Below are 13,600 nucleotides of genomic sequence, written 5' to 3' on the forward strand. Positions count from 1 at the left end.
AAGGGGCTGGAAAAGTCAACTGTCTGAGCACAGCGAGTTTTGACTTTTCCAGCCCTTAAATTAAAGATAAAAAATATTTTTAGTTCCGCGCCGCAGCGGATGACAGCTAGTCCTCGCCTGCCGCGCCTTTTGCCACGAACTCAATCGTGGTAATAAACCTTGCCGCCAATAACGGTCTTGTGGATTCGCACTTCTTCATCAAAGATAACGATATCCGCCCGCTTCCCACTTTCCAGCGAACCCATATCCTCATACAGCGCCAACTCCTGCGCCGGTGTCTTCGTCACCATCTCAATAATCTGCGGCAGCTCCGCTCCCGTATTTTCCCAGAAAATCTTAACGCAGCGGTTCATCGTCGCCACACTGCCAGCAATGGTGCCGTCTTTAAGCGTAGCCAGTTCCCCTTTAACAAAGACTTCCTGCCCGCCCAATTCGGAGGGGCCATCGCCCAAGCCACAGGCGCGCAGGCTGTCGGTAATCAGCACGATGTTCTTCCCACCCTTGGCATGGTATAAGAGCCGCTGTGCCGCGGGATGGCTATGCACATTATCGGCAATGATTTCGCAATTGGCATCGGTATCAAAAGCCGCTCCCACAACGCCGGGGCTGCGATGGCTAAAGCCCGTCATAGCATTATAGACATGGGTGAAATGATGAATTCCATGCTCTTTTACCGCTTGCAGCGTTTCCTCGTAATCCGCCGCCGTATGGCCGATGGACACCGTAATCCCGGCCGCATGGCATTCATCGACAAAGGTATAATCCGTAAGCTCTTCCGGCGCCAAGGTGATGATTTTCACCACATCTGCCCAGGGCTTTACCAGCTTATAATCGGCCTTGCGGATATTTTCTTCCGCCTGTGCCCCTTTCTTTTGCGGACTGATAAAAGGACCTTCCATATGTGCCCCCAAAATCCGGGCGCCAGCCAGCGGACACTGCATCGTTTCTTTTACCGCCAGCAGGGCTTCTTCCACCTCATGCCACTTACAGGTCATGGTCGTGGGCAGAAAGCCCGTTACGCCGGTCTGCGCCTGCAGTTTTGCCATACGCTCCAACGCATCTATATCCGCATCCATGGTATCCGAGCCCGCACAGCCATGAATATGGACATTCAAAAAGCCCGGTGCCACATAATTGCCCTGCGCATCCAAAACTTCAGCATCCGCAGGAATATCTTTTTCCTCTGCAAAGCCCTTTATCCGTTCACCATCGCAGAGCAGTACGCCTTCTGTGCGGAAAACGAAATCACCGTTTTCATCGGGTACGATAAATCTGCCGTTTTTGATTGCTAACATCAAGCCAACGCCTCTTTTCTTAGTCTTCCACATAATGGCTGAAACTGCCGATAACGAGCTGCGGGAATTCGGCATGGAGGGTTTCGATAAACTTCCGCGTGCCAACAGCCTTGCCCTGCGGTTCCGGCATGATGTCGAGGAACGCATCGGGGTCGATATTGAGGTTGCGCACCTGAATCATCTGCACCGGCAGTTCGCGGAAAAATTCCTGCCAAGCCGCCAGCTCTTCCTCGCGGTCATTGAAACCGGGGAAATACAAGAGGTTCAAGGACACATAAACGCCCTTGTCCAAGGCATAGCGAATGGATTCCTTGACGTTTTCCAGATGATAGCTGGCGCGGTAATAGGCATCATACCCCTCCTCGCGAGCGCTGATAATCGACACGCGCAAAGAGTCCAAACCGGCATCGACAATCTTCTTGACGCCTTCCGTCCAGCCCACATTGGAATTCATGTTAATCTGCCCCTTATCGGTCTGCTGGCGAATCAGCTTAATGCCTGCGGCGATATTATCCGCCGCCAGACTCGGCTCCCCTTCACAGCCTTGACCGAAACTGATGATGCCATCGGGGGCCACCTGCAGATGGTACACGCCGACTTCGGCAATTTCCTCCGGCGTTGGACGGAAGTCAATGCGCTGCTGCGGCGACGGACAGCACTCTGCGGGCTGCAGGGAAATACAGCCAAAACAGTTGGCATTGCAGACCGGCGAAGTCGGAATACCGCATTCCCAGCGACGGTAGAACAGGTTCTGCGCCGTGCAGCAGTGCCATTTAAGCGAGCAGCCTGCGACCTGCTCCACAATGCGGTTGCCCGGCAAATCCTTCTTCGTGCGCTTGACGAGATTTTTGAGGTCCTTGGTATTGTAATGCACGGGGTCCCATTTTTCGTTTTCGTCCGTATAAACAGCGGCACAGTAAAGCTCGTCCTTGTAGACCACCACCGCTGTATAGCCATAAAGAGGCAGGCGTTCCGCTTCTTCCGCACGTTCATAAGCCGGCATATAAAGACGAGTATAACCGGCCGGCAGAATCGCAGCCACAGCCAGCCCGCTGATGGGCATAACCTCGCCGTCACTGGCCATGCCCACAGCCAGATGGTCGGGCAGAAGCATTAAATCCGCACTTTCCGGCAGGGGAATCAAATCCTCCGGTTTGAGCAGGATATTCTCCCGCCCTGTACGGCCCATGCCCTGCATGCCCGGAGCATCTAAGATATTGCCATCCTCATCGGCATAGACAGCTGTAATCATTTCATTTGTTTTCTGCGACATTTTCTGTGCCTCCTTCCTGCGTTTCTGCAGCTGCTTCAACAGCCTTCTTTTTCTTCTGCTTCTTGGGATTATACTTATTCATCGCCATATCCACATCATCTTTTACGATGCACTCAACAGCCGGCAACAGATAGTTTATCGCCTCTTTGATTTTCGGCTTATCTTCGTCCGTAAACGGTGCCAGCACATGATTGACCACCGTCCAGCCCGGCAGGGGACGGCCAATGCCAATCCGCACGCGTGCAAAGTGTTCATCCCCCAAATGTGCCAGTACGGATTTAATGCCGTTATGTCCACCCGCACTGCCCTTTTTGCGGATGCGCACGGTACCGGCCGGAATATCCATATCGTCATGGACAACGATTAAGTCCTCCGTCTCCAGCTTGTAAAAATTCATCAGCGGCCCGATTGCCCGCCCGCTTTCGTTCATATAAGTCAGGGGCTTGACGAGCAGAATCTTTTCCGTGCCCAAAAAGCCCTGCGCGACTTTGGCATCGAATTTATCCTGCCAATTGTCAATGCCCAATTTATCTGCCAGTGCATCCACCAGCATAAAGCCGACATTATGCTTAGTCGCGGCATATTCGCTGCCGGGATTGCCCAGGCCTGCAATTATTTTCATATCCATTTCCTTTCTGAGTGAATAAGCCTTCCCCAACGGGGAAGGCTTTCTTTTCATTATTTATCCGCTGTCGGGTCGCCCACTAAGAACAGATAGGCGATTACGATAATGCCCAGTACGATACGATACCAGCCAAAGGCCTTGAAGTCATTGGTCTTGATATAGCTCAAGAGGAACTTGATGGACAGAATGGAAACGATAAAGGCCGTAACCATGCCCACCACCATGATGACGATTTCCGCCCCTGTGTAATGCAGGCCGAACTTGACCATCTTGAGGAGGCTCGCGCCGAACATGACCGGAATAGCCAGGAAGAACGTAAATTCCGCAGCCACGATACGACTGGTACCAAAGAGAATACCACCGATAATGGTCGCACCAGAACGACTGGTACCCGGCACCAGGGAAAGTACCTGGAACAGGCCGATAATGAAAGCCGTACGGTAATCCAAGTTCGCCAAGTCGTTAATCCGCGGACGGCGGTGCTTGTTGTAGTTCTCAATCCAGATAAAGAGCAGACCGTAGAAGATAAGCGTCGTGGCCACCACCGGCGCCGTCATGAAATGTTCTTCCATGTACTTGTTGAACATCAGGCCAATCACGGCTGCGGGAACGCAGGCCACGATAACCTTCATCCACAAGCTCACCGTATCCCGCTTTTCCTTCTTCGTCTTCCAATCCGACCAGGGATTGAGCTTTTCAAAATTCAGCGCCACAACGGCGAGAATTGCGCCCAACTGGATAACCACCAGGAACATATCCATGAAATCCTTGCTGACATCCAGCTTGATAAATTCGTCCACCAGAATCATATGACCAGTACTCGATACCGGCAGCCATTCCGTCAACCCTTCTACGATACCGAGAACTACTACTTTCAGCAGTTCCACTATGCTTAAATCCACCGTATTACTTCCTCTCGTTACTCTCGATTAACATCCGTTTTTGTTTATGGGTAAGCTGCTTGATATGCCATTCACGGCTCTGCGCCTCCCGCTTATCGGCAAAGGTTTCAAAATAGACAAGACGCACAGGCAGGCGGGTGCGGGTGTATTTCCCGCCCCGGCCGGCATTGTGCGTCCTGACCCGCTTTACGAGGTCATTTGTCCAGCCTGTATAAAAACTACCGTCACTGCACTCTAAAATATAAGTGTAGTTCTCGTCTTTATTCGGCATCTTTAATGGTAACTTTTTCCATCACGACGTTTTCGAGCGGACGGTCACGAAAATCCGTTTCGCTGTGGCCAATGGTGCGGACAACATCCATGCCCTTAATTACCTTGCCAAAGATGGTGTGCTTGCCGTTGAGCCAGGGCGTCTTGTCCAGCGTGATGAAGAACTGGCTGCCGCCCGTGTGGGGCATCCCCGTGTTGGCCATAGCCAGGATGCCTTCGCCATCAAAGCGCAGGTCATCTAAGAACTCATCTTCAATGGTGTAGCCTGGGCCGCCCATACCCGTGCCTTCGGGGTCGCCGCCCTGAATCATAAAGCCGTCAATCACGCGATGGAAGATTACACCGTTGTAAAAGCCCTTTTCCGTCAGGTCGATAAAGTTTTTCGTCGTAATCGGCGTCTTGTCTTCGAAAAGTTCGATTTCAAACGTACCTTTGTTGGTTTCAAATACTGCAATGCGATTAGCCACTTTTTTGCCTCCATTATCCTTGCCGCCGGCGATGCAGCCCGCTGAAAGAGCCGTCATAAGCACCAGCATCATAATCAATATCTTTTTCATTGTACAAAATTCCCCTCTCTATTGCAACCATTAGTTGGTCTTTTTCTTCCCTAGAAATTCCACCACCTTGCCACCGGCGGCAAAGTAGATATTCGCATTGCTGCAATTCTTATGCACGGCGTCCAGTTGGGGCTTCATCGCCTCATCATAAGTCTTTTTTCCCTGCAAAGCATCCGCTAATGCCTTTGCCGATAACAGCGCATAGTGGATACCACCACCGGTAAAATTATCCGACAAGCCCGCAGCTTCGCCAATCAAAAAACAATGTTCTGCCGGCTGCAGCAGCACATCACTGCCATCGGGAATCAGGGCACCACGTATTTTGTTCTCCATTTTTATTCCCATATCCGCACAGCATGCCGCAAAGTGCTTCCTGATTTCACTGTCCCTGCATCCCAATTTATGATAGACGCAGCCAACAGTAGCATCTTTTCCGCGGGGAATATACCAAAAATAACCATGGTCAACCGGGCGCAAATAAATTACCGTTTCCCTCAGCGTAAGGGGCACTGGTGCTTCCAAAGCCAATGTCGTGCTTTGCCGCTTGCCAGTAAGCAAACGACGTACAATCGATGTTGCACCATCTGCACCGACTAAAGTATTATACTTGATTTCAAAAGTCTTCTTGGTAACCAAATTTACGCAGCGCGCCACCTGCCGTTCTTTATCAATAGAACGTACCGTGGTATGATCCAGCAGCCGACCTCCCGCTTCCAAATAGCTGTTCAACACATAATCATCGAAGCGCTTGCGTGGCAAAGCCTTATAAGAAACCACCCCCGGCTCATAGCCAGCAGCTTTTTTCACAGCCATTTTAGCGGCTATTTTACCACCTTTTTTCAGGTAGTTACGCAAATTTGCAGCAAATCCTTGCGTTTTTTCATCTGCCCTTGCTAAATCTTGCGTTTTCCCCTGTGCAGACTGATTATTCTTCGGCATGGTATGGCTCATTTCATAAGCATCATGACGAACCAGCATTTTTTCCATGGGCATAGTCGCCAATCCCGCCTCATCCAGCGTTTTTCCGAAAATATCCATAAATGCCTGCTCGGCCCTGTGCTCTATTATCCCTGCACACAGCTTATTCTTCTTTTTTGCATCCAGCATTTCCAGCAACAGCACATCCTTGCCCGCCTGTTTTAGCAAATATCCTAAAGATGCCCCAGCTGCTCCGGCTCCCACCACTAATATATCCGTTTCTTGCATAAACTTCTCCTATCTGCTGTTATTCCCGTAACGGTGAATCACTGTCCCATTTTTTACACCAGGTGAACTGAATCCATGCCCCATAACCTCACTGGCCGACATGATAATCACAAAGGCATCGGGGTCGATGGCGTTGATAATCATCTTCATCTTGGCCACCTGCGTTAAGGTCACAACCACGAACACGACATTGCGTTCCCGGCGCGTAAACGCGCCCTGCCCATGTAGGAATGTTACGCCGCGACCCACTTCCATAATGCCCTCAGCAATGGCCTCGGCCTGATTGGACACGATAAGCAGCGCCTTACGGCTGTTGAAGCCTGCGATAACCTTATCCGTTACCATGGCATTCATAAACATGCAGATAAGCGTAAACATCGCCGGTGCCACGCCGAACATAAACGCCGCCGCCAGCATGACCAGACAGTTAAAGCCGAAAATCACGCCGCCCATATTAAAGGAATAAAATTTCTTGGCAATAGCGCCCACGATATCGAAGCCGCCAGTACTGCCGTTCATGCGGAACACAATGCCGTAGCCGATGCCATTGAACACGCCGCCAAAAATGGCCGCCAGCATGTAATCATTGACCGGCGCATAGGCATTAAGCGGCTTGGTGAAATCCAGACAGAAGGAAAATATCGCCGTGCCGATGACCACATCACAGGTATAGCCCTTGCCGAGCAGCCGCCAAGCTGCCATCAACAGCGGAATATTATAGGCAAAGGTCTGCGCACCAATGGGCAGATGCGTGAGGTAATAGACAATCATGGCAATGCCCGTGGCACCGCCCGTCAACAGATGTGAAGGCACCAAAAAAAGATTGATGGAGCAGCTGGCAATCATACAACCCAGCGTAATTCCTGCATAGCGCAGCAGACGGTGTTCCAGCAGTTTCAGCTGTATCATCTGCCCCAGCCCTCCAAGTGTACCTCTTTGTCCTGCGGCATATTGGACATATCAATCCCGGCAAAACCATTGTCATCATCACGGTCATGCTCTAACAATATGGGGTCGCCCGCTTCAGCCATAGCAGCCCGCTCTGCCTCGTCAATGGGCAGACTGCTTATCTGTAAATTGAGCAAATGACCATCATCACCGTCGACCTTTAAGAGCAGCTTCTGATGAGGGTGATTTTCCCGGGTATAAATCAGGTAGTATTCCCCCTCGATAAACTGTTTGTTCGTTTTGCCATAAACTTTTTCGAGCCAGAATTTCGTGGCTCCTTTGCGCACATTATCGCGGGCGGTATATTTCTCCATATCCACGGTGAAATCCACCACTTCGCCGGTGCGCACAGCAATACTGGCCTCACTGCGGTCTTTGTAAACATAGGTTTTGACCTTGACTCCCTGCTTGATGACGATTTTGTCATAGAGTGGCTCGCCCCACTTCGCCCGCAAAATGCTTTCGCTGTCGCCAAGCATTACCCCCTTGCAGGAAAAATCCTCGTCCACGACTTTGCCCGCCGCCAAGCAGATTGTGCTCCACAAACAAAGGAACAGCAAAGTCAAGGAAAGCCCGCAACTCATTTTCTTTACCATAAGTTCCTCCCGAAATTGCCCTGTTCAAAAATCTTAATCTCCCGGCCATCGGCAGTTGTCCCCACGATTTCCAAATCCCGGGTGCCAATCATAAAGTCCTCATGCACCAGCGAATCGTTGACACCATGCCGCAACAGCGTCACGCTGTCCATATTCTCGCCACCTTCAATGCAAGTCGGATAGGCCTTGCCCAGTGCCAGATGGCAGGAGGCATTTTCATCAAACAGCGTGTTGTAGAACAAAATGCCGCTCTGGGAAATCGGCGAATCAAAGGGAACCAATGCCACTTCGCCTAAGTAACTTGCCCCTTCGTCCGTTTCCAACAGACCTTTGAGGATTTCCGCACCTTTTTCTGCCGTATAATCGACCACTTTGCCGTCCTTGAAAACCAGCTTGAAGTTTTCAATCAGATTGCCGTTGTAGTTTAACGGCTTGGAAGCCACAACCGTACCATTTACACCATCACGCTTGGGCATGCTGTAAACTTCCTCCGTCGGCATATTGGCGGCAAACTCCGTCCCCAACTCCGACTTTTCCGCGCCGCCGGCCCAAATATGGCCTTCCGGCAGTTCGATTTCCAAATCGGTACCGCTGGCATTCTGATAATGAAGCTTGACGAACTTCTGCTCGTTGAGGAACTTCGCCGCTTGCTGCAGGAAGTCGATATGCTTGCGCCACTCAGCTACCGTGTCGATACCTTCACCAATACGCACGGTCTTAAAAATGGCCTGCCAAAGTTTTTCCACCGCTTTTTCGGCTGTATCTTCGGGGAATACCTTCGTCGCCCAGCCCTTAGTCGGCACAGACACCACGCACCAGGTATTCTTGTTGCTCATAAGACGTTCACGGTACTCTAAGAGCGCTGCGCCAGCCGCCTGATTGGCCAATTTTAATTTTTCCGGCTCAATATCGCTGAAAATCTGCGGGTCGCGGGCTGCAATGGACACAAACGCCGCGCCCTGCTCCGCATAACCCTGATAGAATTTCACCCGCCATTCGGGGAACTCGGTAAAGAGTTCCTTCTTGCCATGCTCGTAGCGGATATGGGCAGAGAGTTCATCCCCCCAGCTGATAACCACATCATGAGCACCGGCCTTGAAGGCTTCCTCACTGATTTTGCGGGCAAAATCCGCACATTCAATCGGGGAATTGATGACCAGAATCTGGTCTTTTTGAATATTTACGCCCACGCTGACCACGAGCTGGGCATATTGCTTTAACAACTGATCCACTTACAACGCCTCCGTATCGAAACATAAGGTCACAGGGCCATCGTTCACCGATTCCACCTGCATATCCGCACCGAATTCACCATGCTCCACCGTCACGCCCAAATCCCGCAAGTCCTGCATAAAGACTTCATAGAGTTCATTGGCCATAGCCGGCGGCGCCGCATGGCTGAAACCGGGACGGCGCTTCTTCAAATCCGCATAGAGCGTAAACTGGGAAATCACCAGCATGGAGCCGCCCACCTGTTCGAGGTTTAAGTTCATCTTGCCGGCCTCATCGGAGAACACCCGGACATTATAAATCTTCTCCGCCAATTTCTGTGCTGATTCGGCATTATCTTCCGGCCCTACGCCCAAGAGCACCAAAAAGCCCTGCTCAATCGCGCCGTTCACTTTTCCTTCAATTTCTACACTGGCGGATTTTACCCGCGTTACCACTGCCCGCACAATTCCACTCCTTACTGCATATACGGCGCTGTAAACTCCTGCACCGTCTTAAAATACAATTTCTCGTCTTTCTGACAGGCCACGCCATGTACCGCATCATGGATTAAGAGCAGACTCTTGTCCGGAGCTTTCGCATCCCGGTAAAGCTGCTCGGCCATGGAAGGCGGGACTAACGCATCCCTCGTGCCATGAATGAACAAGATAGGCACTTTTGAATGCATCACCGCAACCTCCGGCACCGCTTGATTGAGGCTGAAGCCAGCCACCTGCTGACAACGCCAGTCCAAAAGATTCATGGCCGGGAAGGGCGGCAGGCCCAACGACTCATGTATCTGATGCACAAGCAAATCAAAGGCGCTGGTGTAGCCGCTTTCTTCCACGCAAGCCGCTACATTCTTCGGCAAATCCTCATCATCACAGGCCATCATAACCGTGGCCGCCCCCATGGACACACCATGCAGGATAATCTTGGCCTGCGGATAGTAAAGGGCAATCCGCTTGGCCCAGTCCACCATATCCACGCTCTCCCGATAGCCCATGGTCAGATAGCGGCCCTCACTCTTGCCTGCAGCGCGCAGGTCAGGGGTCAGCACATGATAGCCCATCCGCAGATAGTGGGTTGCTATATAATAGGAATTTTCCTGCGTACCCCCGTAGCCATGCGCTACGATTACCCATTTTTTCGCACCGTTATCCTCATCGGGATAAAAATGCGTAGCCTTTAACACCAGATTGTCCCGCGAAGTCAGCGTCCATTCCTCATTCGTATAATCCGGCTTATCATAATGGCGCGCCTCCGGCGGCATGAGCAAAGCAAACGCCCGCGGCGGTTCCTGCGGATTATCCACCGTCCCCCGCTCCAAGCCAAAGTGCACCGCATAATTGCCAACAAAATATCCTGTCCCCATGATAAAGGCCGCAGCCACAGCCGCCGCCGTAAGGACAGCTGTCAGGAGACAGGATAAAAACATCTTGTGCATGTAATCACCTTTCTACTGCCTGCCTAAAAACAAAGATGATTACATTTTAACACCGATATGGAATTTTTGCTATCCCTTAATGAGGTACATTTTCCCATTCATAAAAGACTTGACCGGTCAAGCCTTGCTACTGTCGTTAGCTTTTTCTGCCGCCGCAACGATTCTGTCTCTATCTTCGTCCGATAGACCGCACCAGATGGCGAAACCTTTGCCATGATTATGGTAGCTTAAATATGCATATTTACTCTTTTATCCACCACGTACATATCCAATATTTTCAACTTGGTCTGCCGAATTAAAAATTTCGGTGTATTTCGGGAAAAGAATGACACAGGAACATACTTTCCTTGCTGCCTCCCCTTCAAGAACAGATGATAGATGGTCTCCTGTTCCTTTTGATAGAGCAGAAAATCGGCGATTATCCTCGTACCTGCTAACTGGGAATTGAACTTGATGATTACCTTGCCGCCTTTTAACGCCGCCAATAGTTGGGGCAGATAGGCCAAGTCATTCAGCCGACGGTCTATCTCAGGGAAAAATACACTTGATTGCAGGTAATTGTAGTCAATCTCCCCCATAAGCAATCGCCGATATAAATTACTTTTTGATTTTGCATTGTGAATATCTGCTAAATCCGCCAATTTTCCGATACCTGCCAAGTGCAGAAAATGTTCCGGCAGAAAGAAAAAAGAAATGTCCAGCAACTCCTGATGGGCACTGCCTATTTTCAAATGAAAGTCCTTATGACACAACGATTGATAGGCATCAAGCGCCTCCCTCAATACATCCACATTTATCACCTTACACACAAAAATCGCCCAAGGCATCAGCGCCTCAGGCGATGGAAATCCGGCATTTTTCTTTCGGCTTTCGCCTAGACAGGCTTTGGCTCAATGCAAACCATACACAAAGACCTCCACTGGACACTTCCCTGACCAAGCCTCCAGAATCAACGGTGAAGATACGTCAAACGTTATCTTACAATCATAGTAACATTTGTCCGGCTTGGTGTCAATAATTTAATCCCAATCCAAAAAACGATTATGTATGGGGTAAAATGCCGTCACCAGTCGATGTACTTTTTGTAAATACAGCAAAGGAATCTTCCAGCAGATTGTATGGCTTACTGTTTTTTACCAACGGCCATAGTTCCTCTGCTTTTATCCATTTGATTTGTGCTGACTGCTCTACGCTGTTCGAAAATTGCTCCTTCGCCAACTGCGCATAGCGTTTGGAACTGATTCTCTGCGCACCTTCTGTGCTGGTTGCCCGCCAACGGGGCAGATAATAATGCTGCTTGACGCTGCCGTCATAACCGGACAGTTGCCAGGTCGAAAAGCCCAGCTCCTCAACCTGCAATACGCCGTTCAGCCAAAGGGCATAGCGGGTATGCACCGCCTCAAACTCACCATGCATGATGGTTTCCGTAAAAAGATAGATATAACGCTTTTTCTGCGCATCATACAACACTGTGAATTGCCCATATTCCTCACCGGTCAAAATATCCGGCATATGCGAGCCGCCCACCAAATGAATGCCCCCATGGCGTGTCCATTTTCCTTCGTTTAATTCTTCACACCGCAGCTCTTGCGTTCCATCAAAGCTGCCTGCCTTCGCCAGCAAAATCTCCAAATTGCCGTCATGGTTCAAGTCGGTCACTGCGTAATGCCACTTGTTCCAATCTTTATCCTGCGTTGGCTGAACGAACCAGCCGTTTTCCGCCTTCGCCGTCCGCGCCAAAATATCCAGCTGCTCCGACACCTGCAAAGGTGCAGCGGATACAACGCCTGCACAAAGCCATGCTGCCATAAGCAGAACATACAGCCGCTTTAACACCATCAATTCCCTGCACCTCCACTAATTGCTTTTCATCATTCACACAGGCATAATGCTGCTTATCAGGGGAGTTTGGTAAACTCTACACCATTATCCGTGTTTTCCTTTTTATCCTGCCAAAGCATGATGCCATCACGCAGGACAAAGAGCGCATGACCGTCATTATAGGCCATATTCTCTTTGCTTGTACCATTTTCCGCATAAACATAATCGATGCGCGTGCCATTGCCGTTGCTGAACAGTATCGCCGCAAAATTGTCATAGCTGCAATGGTAAACCCAACGGCTGCCTTCAGCGGCACTGCTTGCCCATTGAATTTCCATCAGGAAACCATTGCCCTCCCGGCTGACTACAGCAGAACAACGGCCACTGCCCCAGACACCAACATAATCTTCTGCCTTAATGCCCACACGGTTTTTATCGCAGCCATTTTCGGCATAACGCACAAAATGCATGGCTCCATCCTGCCCCGAATAAAGGTCTGTCTGCGTTGCAGCCTTTTCGTCCTTGGCAAAGGCAGCCCATTGTTCATTAGCACTCGTATACGCCGAATACCAAGGCGAGGCTGTGTTCTTATCCTCAAGAACTACACCGCCACCTTCCAAAAAGGAATACCAATAGGATGTTGAACCATCCGGATGTTCTTCAGCCGTTACCTTAACCATGCCAAAGGCCCTGCCGTCTTTGTAGGTCATTTCATACTTGCCATCCGCATAGATGACAAGACTTCGCGCATCAGCTGCACCTGCCTCACGCCAGGTTCCGACAATAGGCTGAATACTGTGCTCACTGACCGCCGCTGCTTTCTGCACCGCTGTACCGGCACTGTTTGCTGCCGCCACAGCAGTTTCTCCTACAGCGATACCGCTGATAAAACAGGCCGCCGCTCCGATTAGCAGCACAGGGAGCAGTATTTTCTGTATCGTTTCATATGCATACATTTTAGTATCCTCCTGCGCACCATTTAACCTGCCGCCTTTTCCCAATGCGTCTTGGAATGCCAGCGGTGACGATATTTGCCGTGATATTCGGGGATACCCGGATTTTGAATGTAACAGGTTTGACACTCCCAATGCCTAAAGGCAGGGGATTCTTGGTTCGCTGAACACTGCGGCCTAGCCGTAACCAGTTCGACTTACACGTTCTCCCCAAGCGTAAATTCCCGTGTGTCCCACGGTACTAATTTATGTTAAGCAACCTGTTTTTGTTCTATTGCCTTTCGCAGTATATTTATTGCTGCATTGGCATCTCGGTCATGATGTGAACCACATGCAGGGCAAGTCCAATCCCTGATACCAAGATTCTTAGTTTCTTTGTTCTGGTATCCGCATTTTGAACAGGTCTGGCTTGACGGGTAGAATGTATCTACCTTCAAGATTTCAGAGCCATGCAATTCTGCCTTGTATTCAAGCTGACGGAAGAACTCGGACCAGCTT

Annotated in this window: 16 protein-coding genes; all 16 read right to left on the reverse strand. The window is 50.3% G+C overall.

All coding sequences use genetic code 11. The annotated features are described in order from the left end of the window. Positions 1 to 140 precede the first annotated feature (140 nt). On the reverse strand, positions 141 to 1,295 hold the full coding sequence (gene nagA, locus G598_RS0112375) for an N-acetylglucosamine-6-phosphate deacetylase (protein WP_026767227.1): 1,155 nt from the start codon (positions 1,293 to 1,295) through the stop codon (positions 141 to 143). 19 nt (positions 1,296 to 1,314) lie between these two features. Then, the gene (locus G598_RS0112380) at positions 1,315 to 2,568 is read right to left on the reverse strand and encodes a radical SAM family protein (RefSeq protein ID WP_026767228.1); all 1,254 of its coding nucleotides are present in this window, start codon (positions 2,566 to 2,568) and stop codon (positions 1,315 to 1,317) included. Continuing rightward, positions 2,549 to 3,190, reverse strand: a complete 642-nt coding sequence (gene pth / locus G598_RS0112385; RefSeq protein WP_026767229.1) for an aminoacyl-tRNA hydrolase — start codon at positions 3,188 to 3,190, stop codon at positions 2,549 to 2,551. The genes G598_RS0112380 and pth overlap by 20 nt, the downstream gene beginning before the upstream one ends. A 56-nt stretch (positions 3,191 to 3,246) precedes the next feature. Then, a complete protein-coding gene (locus G598_RS0112390; RefSeq protein WP_026767230.1) occupies positions 3,247 to 4,095 on the reverse strand; it encodes an undecaprenyl-diphosphate phosphatase in 849 nt (282 codons plus the stop codon). Between the two features lie 4 nt (positions 4,096 to 4,099). Then, positions 4,100 to 4,366, reverse strand: a complete 267-nt coding sequence (locus G598_RS0112395; protein ID WP_026767231.1) for a GIY-YIG nuclease family protein — start codon at positions 4,364 to 4,366, stop codon at positions 4,100 to 4,102. Further along, complete coding sequence (locus G598_RS0112400) at positions 4,356 to 4,922, reverse strand: peptidylprolyl isomerase (RefSeq protein WP_026767232.1); 567 nt, start codon at positions 4,920 to 4,922, stop codon at positions 4,356 to 4,358. The genes G598_RS0112395 and G598_RS0112400 overlap by 11 nt, the downstream gene beginning before the upstream one ends. A gap of 30 nt (positions 4,923 to 4,952) precedes the next feature. Beyond that, positions 4,953 to 6,128, reverse strand: coding sequence for an FAD-dependent oxidoreductase (locus G598_RS0112405; RefSeq protein ID WP_026767233.1), 1,176 nt, complete (start codon positions 6,126 to 6,128; stop codon positions 4,953 to 4,955). Positions 6,129 to 6,137: 9 nt separating this feature from the next. Further along, complete coding sequence (locus G598_RS0112410; protein ID WP_026767234.1) at positions 6,138 to 7,037, reverse strand: YitT family protein; 900 nt, start codon at positions 7,035 to 7,037, stop codon at positions 6,138 to 6,140. After that, complete coding sequence (locus G598_RS0112415) at positions 7,034 to 7,672, reverse strand: hypothetical protein (RefSeq protein ID WP_026767235.1); 639 nt, start codon at positions 7,670 to 7,672, stop codon at positions 7,034 to 7,036. Before G598_RS0112415 ends, G598_RS0112410 begins: the two co-directional genes overlap by 4 nt. Further along, on the reverse strand, positions 7,666 to 8,904 hold the full coding sequence (locus G598_RS0112420; protein WP_026767236.1) for an aminopeptidase: 1,239 nt from the start codon (positions 8,902 to 8,904) through the stop codon (positions 7,666 to 7,668). The genes G598_RS0112415 and G598_RS0112420 overlap by 7 nt, the downstream gene beginning before the upstream one ends. Continuing rightward, positions 8,905 to 9,348, reverse strand: a complete 444-nt coding sequence (dtd, locus tag G598_RS0112425; RefSeq protein WP_026767237.1) for a D-aminoacyl-tRNA deacylase — start codon at positions 9,346 to 9,348, stop codon at positions 8,905 to 8,907. It lies immediately after the preceding gene. An 11-nt stretch (positions 9,349 to 9,359) separates the two neighbouring features. Continuing rightward, positions 9,360 to 10,328 (reverse strand): alpha/beta hydrolase, encoded by a 969-nt coding sequence (locus G598_RS0112430; RefSeq protein WP_026767238.1) that lies wholly within the window; start codon positions 10,326 to 10,328, stop codon positions 9,360 to 9,362. A gap of 227 nt (positions 10,329 to 10,555) precedes the next feature. Then, on the reverse strand, positions 10,556 to 11,119 hold the full coding sequence (locus tag G598_RS0112435; RefSeq protein WP_169534992.1) for a PBECR4 domain-containing protein: 564 nt from the start codon (positions 11,117 to 11,119) through the stop codon (positions 10,556 to 10,558). A 250-nt stretch (positions 11,120 to 11,369) separates the two neighbouring features. Continuing rightward, on the reverse strand, positions 11,370 to 12,170 hold the full coding sequence (locus G598_RS0112440) for a hypothetical protein (RefSeq protein ID WP_026767240.1): 801 nt from the start codon (positions 12,168 to 12,170) through the stop codon (positions 11,370 to 11,372). Between the two features lie 56 nt (positions 12,171 to 12,226). After that, positions 12,227 to 13,105 (reverse strand): hypothetical protein, encoded by an 879-nt coding sequence (locus G598_RS0112445; protein ID WP_026767241.1) that lies wholly within the window; start codon positions 13,103 to 13,105, stop codon positions 12,227 to 12,229. Positions 13,106 to 13,353: 248 nt separating this feature from the next. Then, positions 13,354 to 13,600 (reverse strand): RNA-guided endonuclease TnpB family protein (locus G598_RS19070; RefSeq protein ID WP_026767242.1); only part of this gene is annotated, 247 nt, incomplete at its 5' end.

The sequence above is a fragment of the Selenomonas ruminantium subsp. ruminantium ATCC 12561 genome, from assembly GCF_000424065.1.
Lineage (GTDB): Bacteria > Bacillota > Negativicutes > Selenomonadales > Selenomonadaceae > Selenomonas_A > Selenomonas_A ruminantium.

What these genes read in the sequence shown, in the direction of transcription:
- G598_RS0112445 (WP_026767241.1), bottom strand. Translation starts at nt 13,105, where the DNA reads ATGTATGCATATGAAACGATACAGAAAATACTGCTCCCTGTGCTGCTA.
- G598_RS0112430 (WP_026767238.1), bottom strand. Translation starts at nt 10,328, where the DNA reads ATGCACAAGATGTTTTTATCCTGTCTCCTGACAGCTGTCCTTACGGCG.
- nagA (WP_026767227.1), bottom strand. Translation starts at nt 1,295, where the DNA reads ATGTTAGCAATCAAAAACGGCAGATTTATCGTACCCGATGAAAACGGT.
- G598_RS0112400 (WP_026767232.1), bottom strand. Translation starts at nt 4,922, where the DNA reads ATGAAAAAGATATTGATTATGATGCTGGTGCTTATGACGGCTCTTTCA.
- G598_RS0112410 (WP_026767234.1), bottom strand. Translation starts at nt 7,037, where the DNA reads ATGATACAGCTGAAACTGCTGGAACACCGTCTGCTGCGCTATGCAGGA.
- G598_RS0112395 (WP_026767231.1), bottom strand. Translation starts at nt 4,366, where the DNA reads ATGCCGAATAAAGACGAGAACTACACTTATATTTTAGAGTGCAGTGAC.
- G598_RS0112415 (WP_026767235.1), bottom strand. Translation starts at nt 7,672, where the DNA reads ATGGTAAAGAAAATGAGTTGCGGGCTTTCCTTGACTTTGCTGTTCCTT.
- G598_RS0112405 (WP_026767233.1), bottom strand. Translation starts at nt 6,128, where the DNA reads ATGCAAGAAACGGATATATTAGTGGTGGGAGCCGGAGCAGCTGGGGCA.
- pth (WP_026767229.1), bottom strand. Translation starts at nt 3,190, where the DNA reads ATGAAAATAATTGCAGGCCTGGGCAATCCCGGCAGCGAATATGCCGCG.
- G598_RS0112380 (WP_026767228.1), bottom strand. Translation starts at nt 2,568, where the DNA reads ATGTCGCAGAAAACAAATGAAATGATTACAGCTGTCTATGCCGATGAG.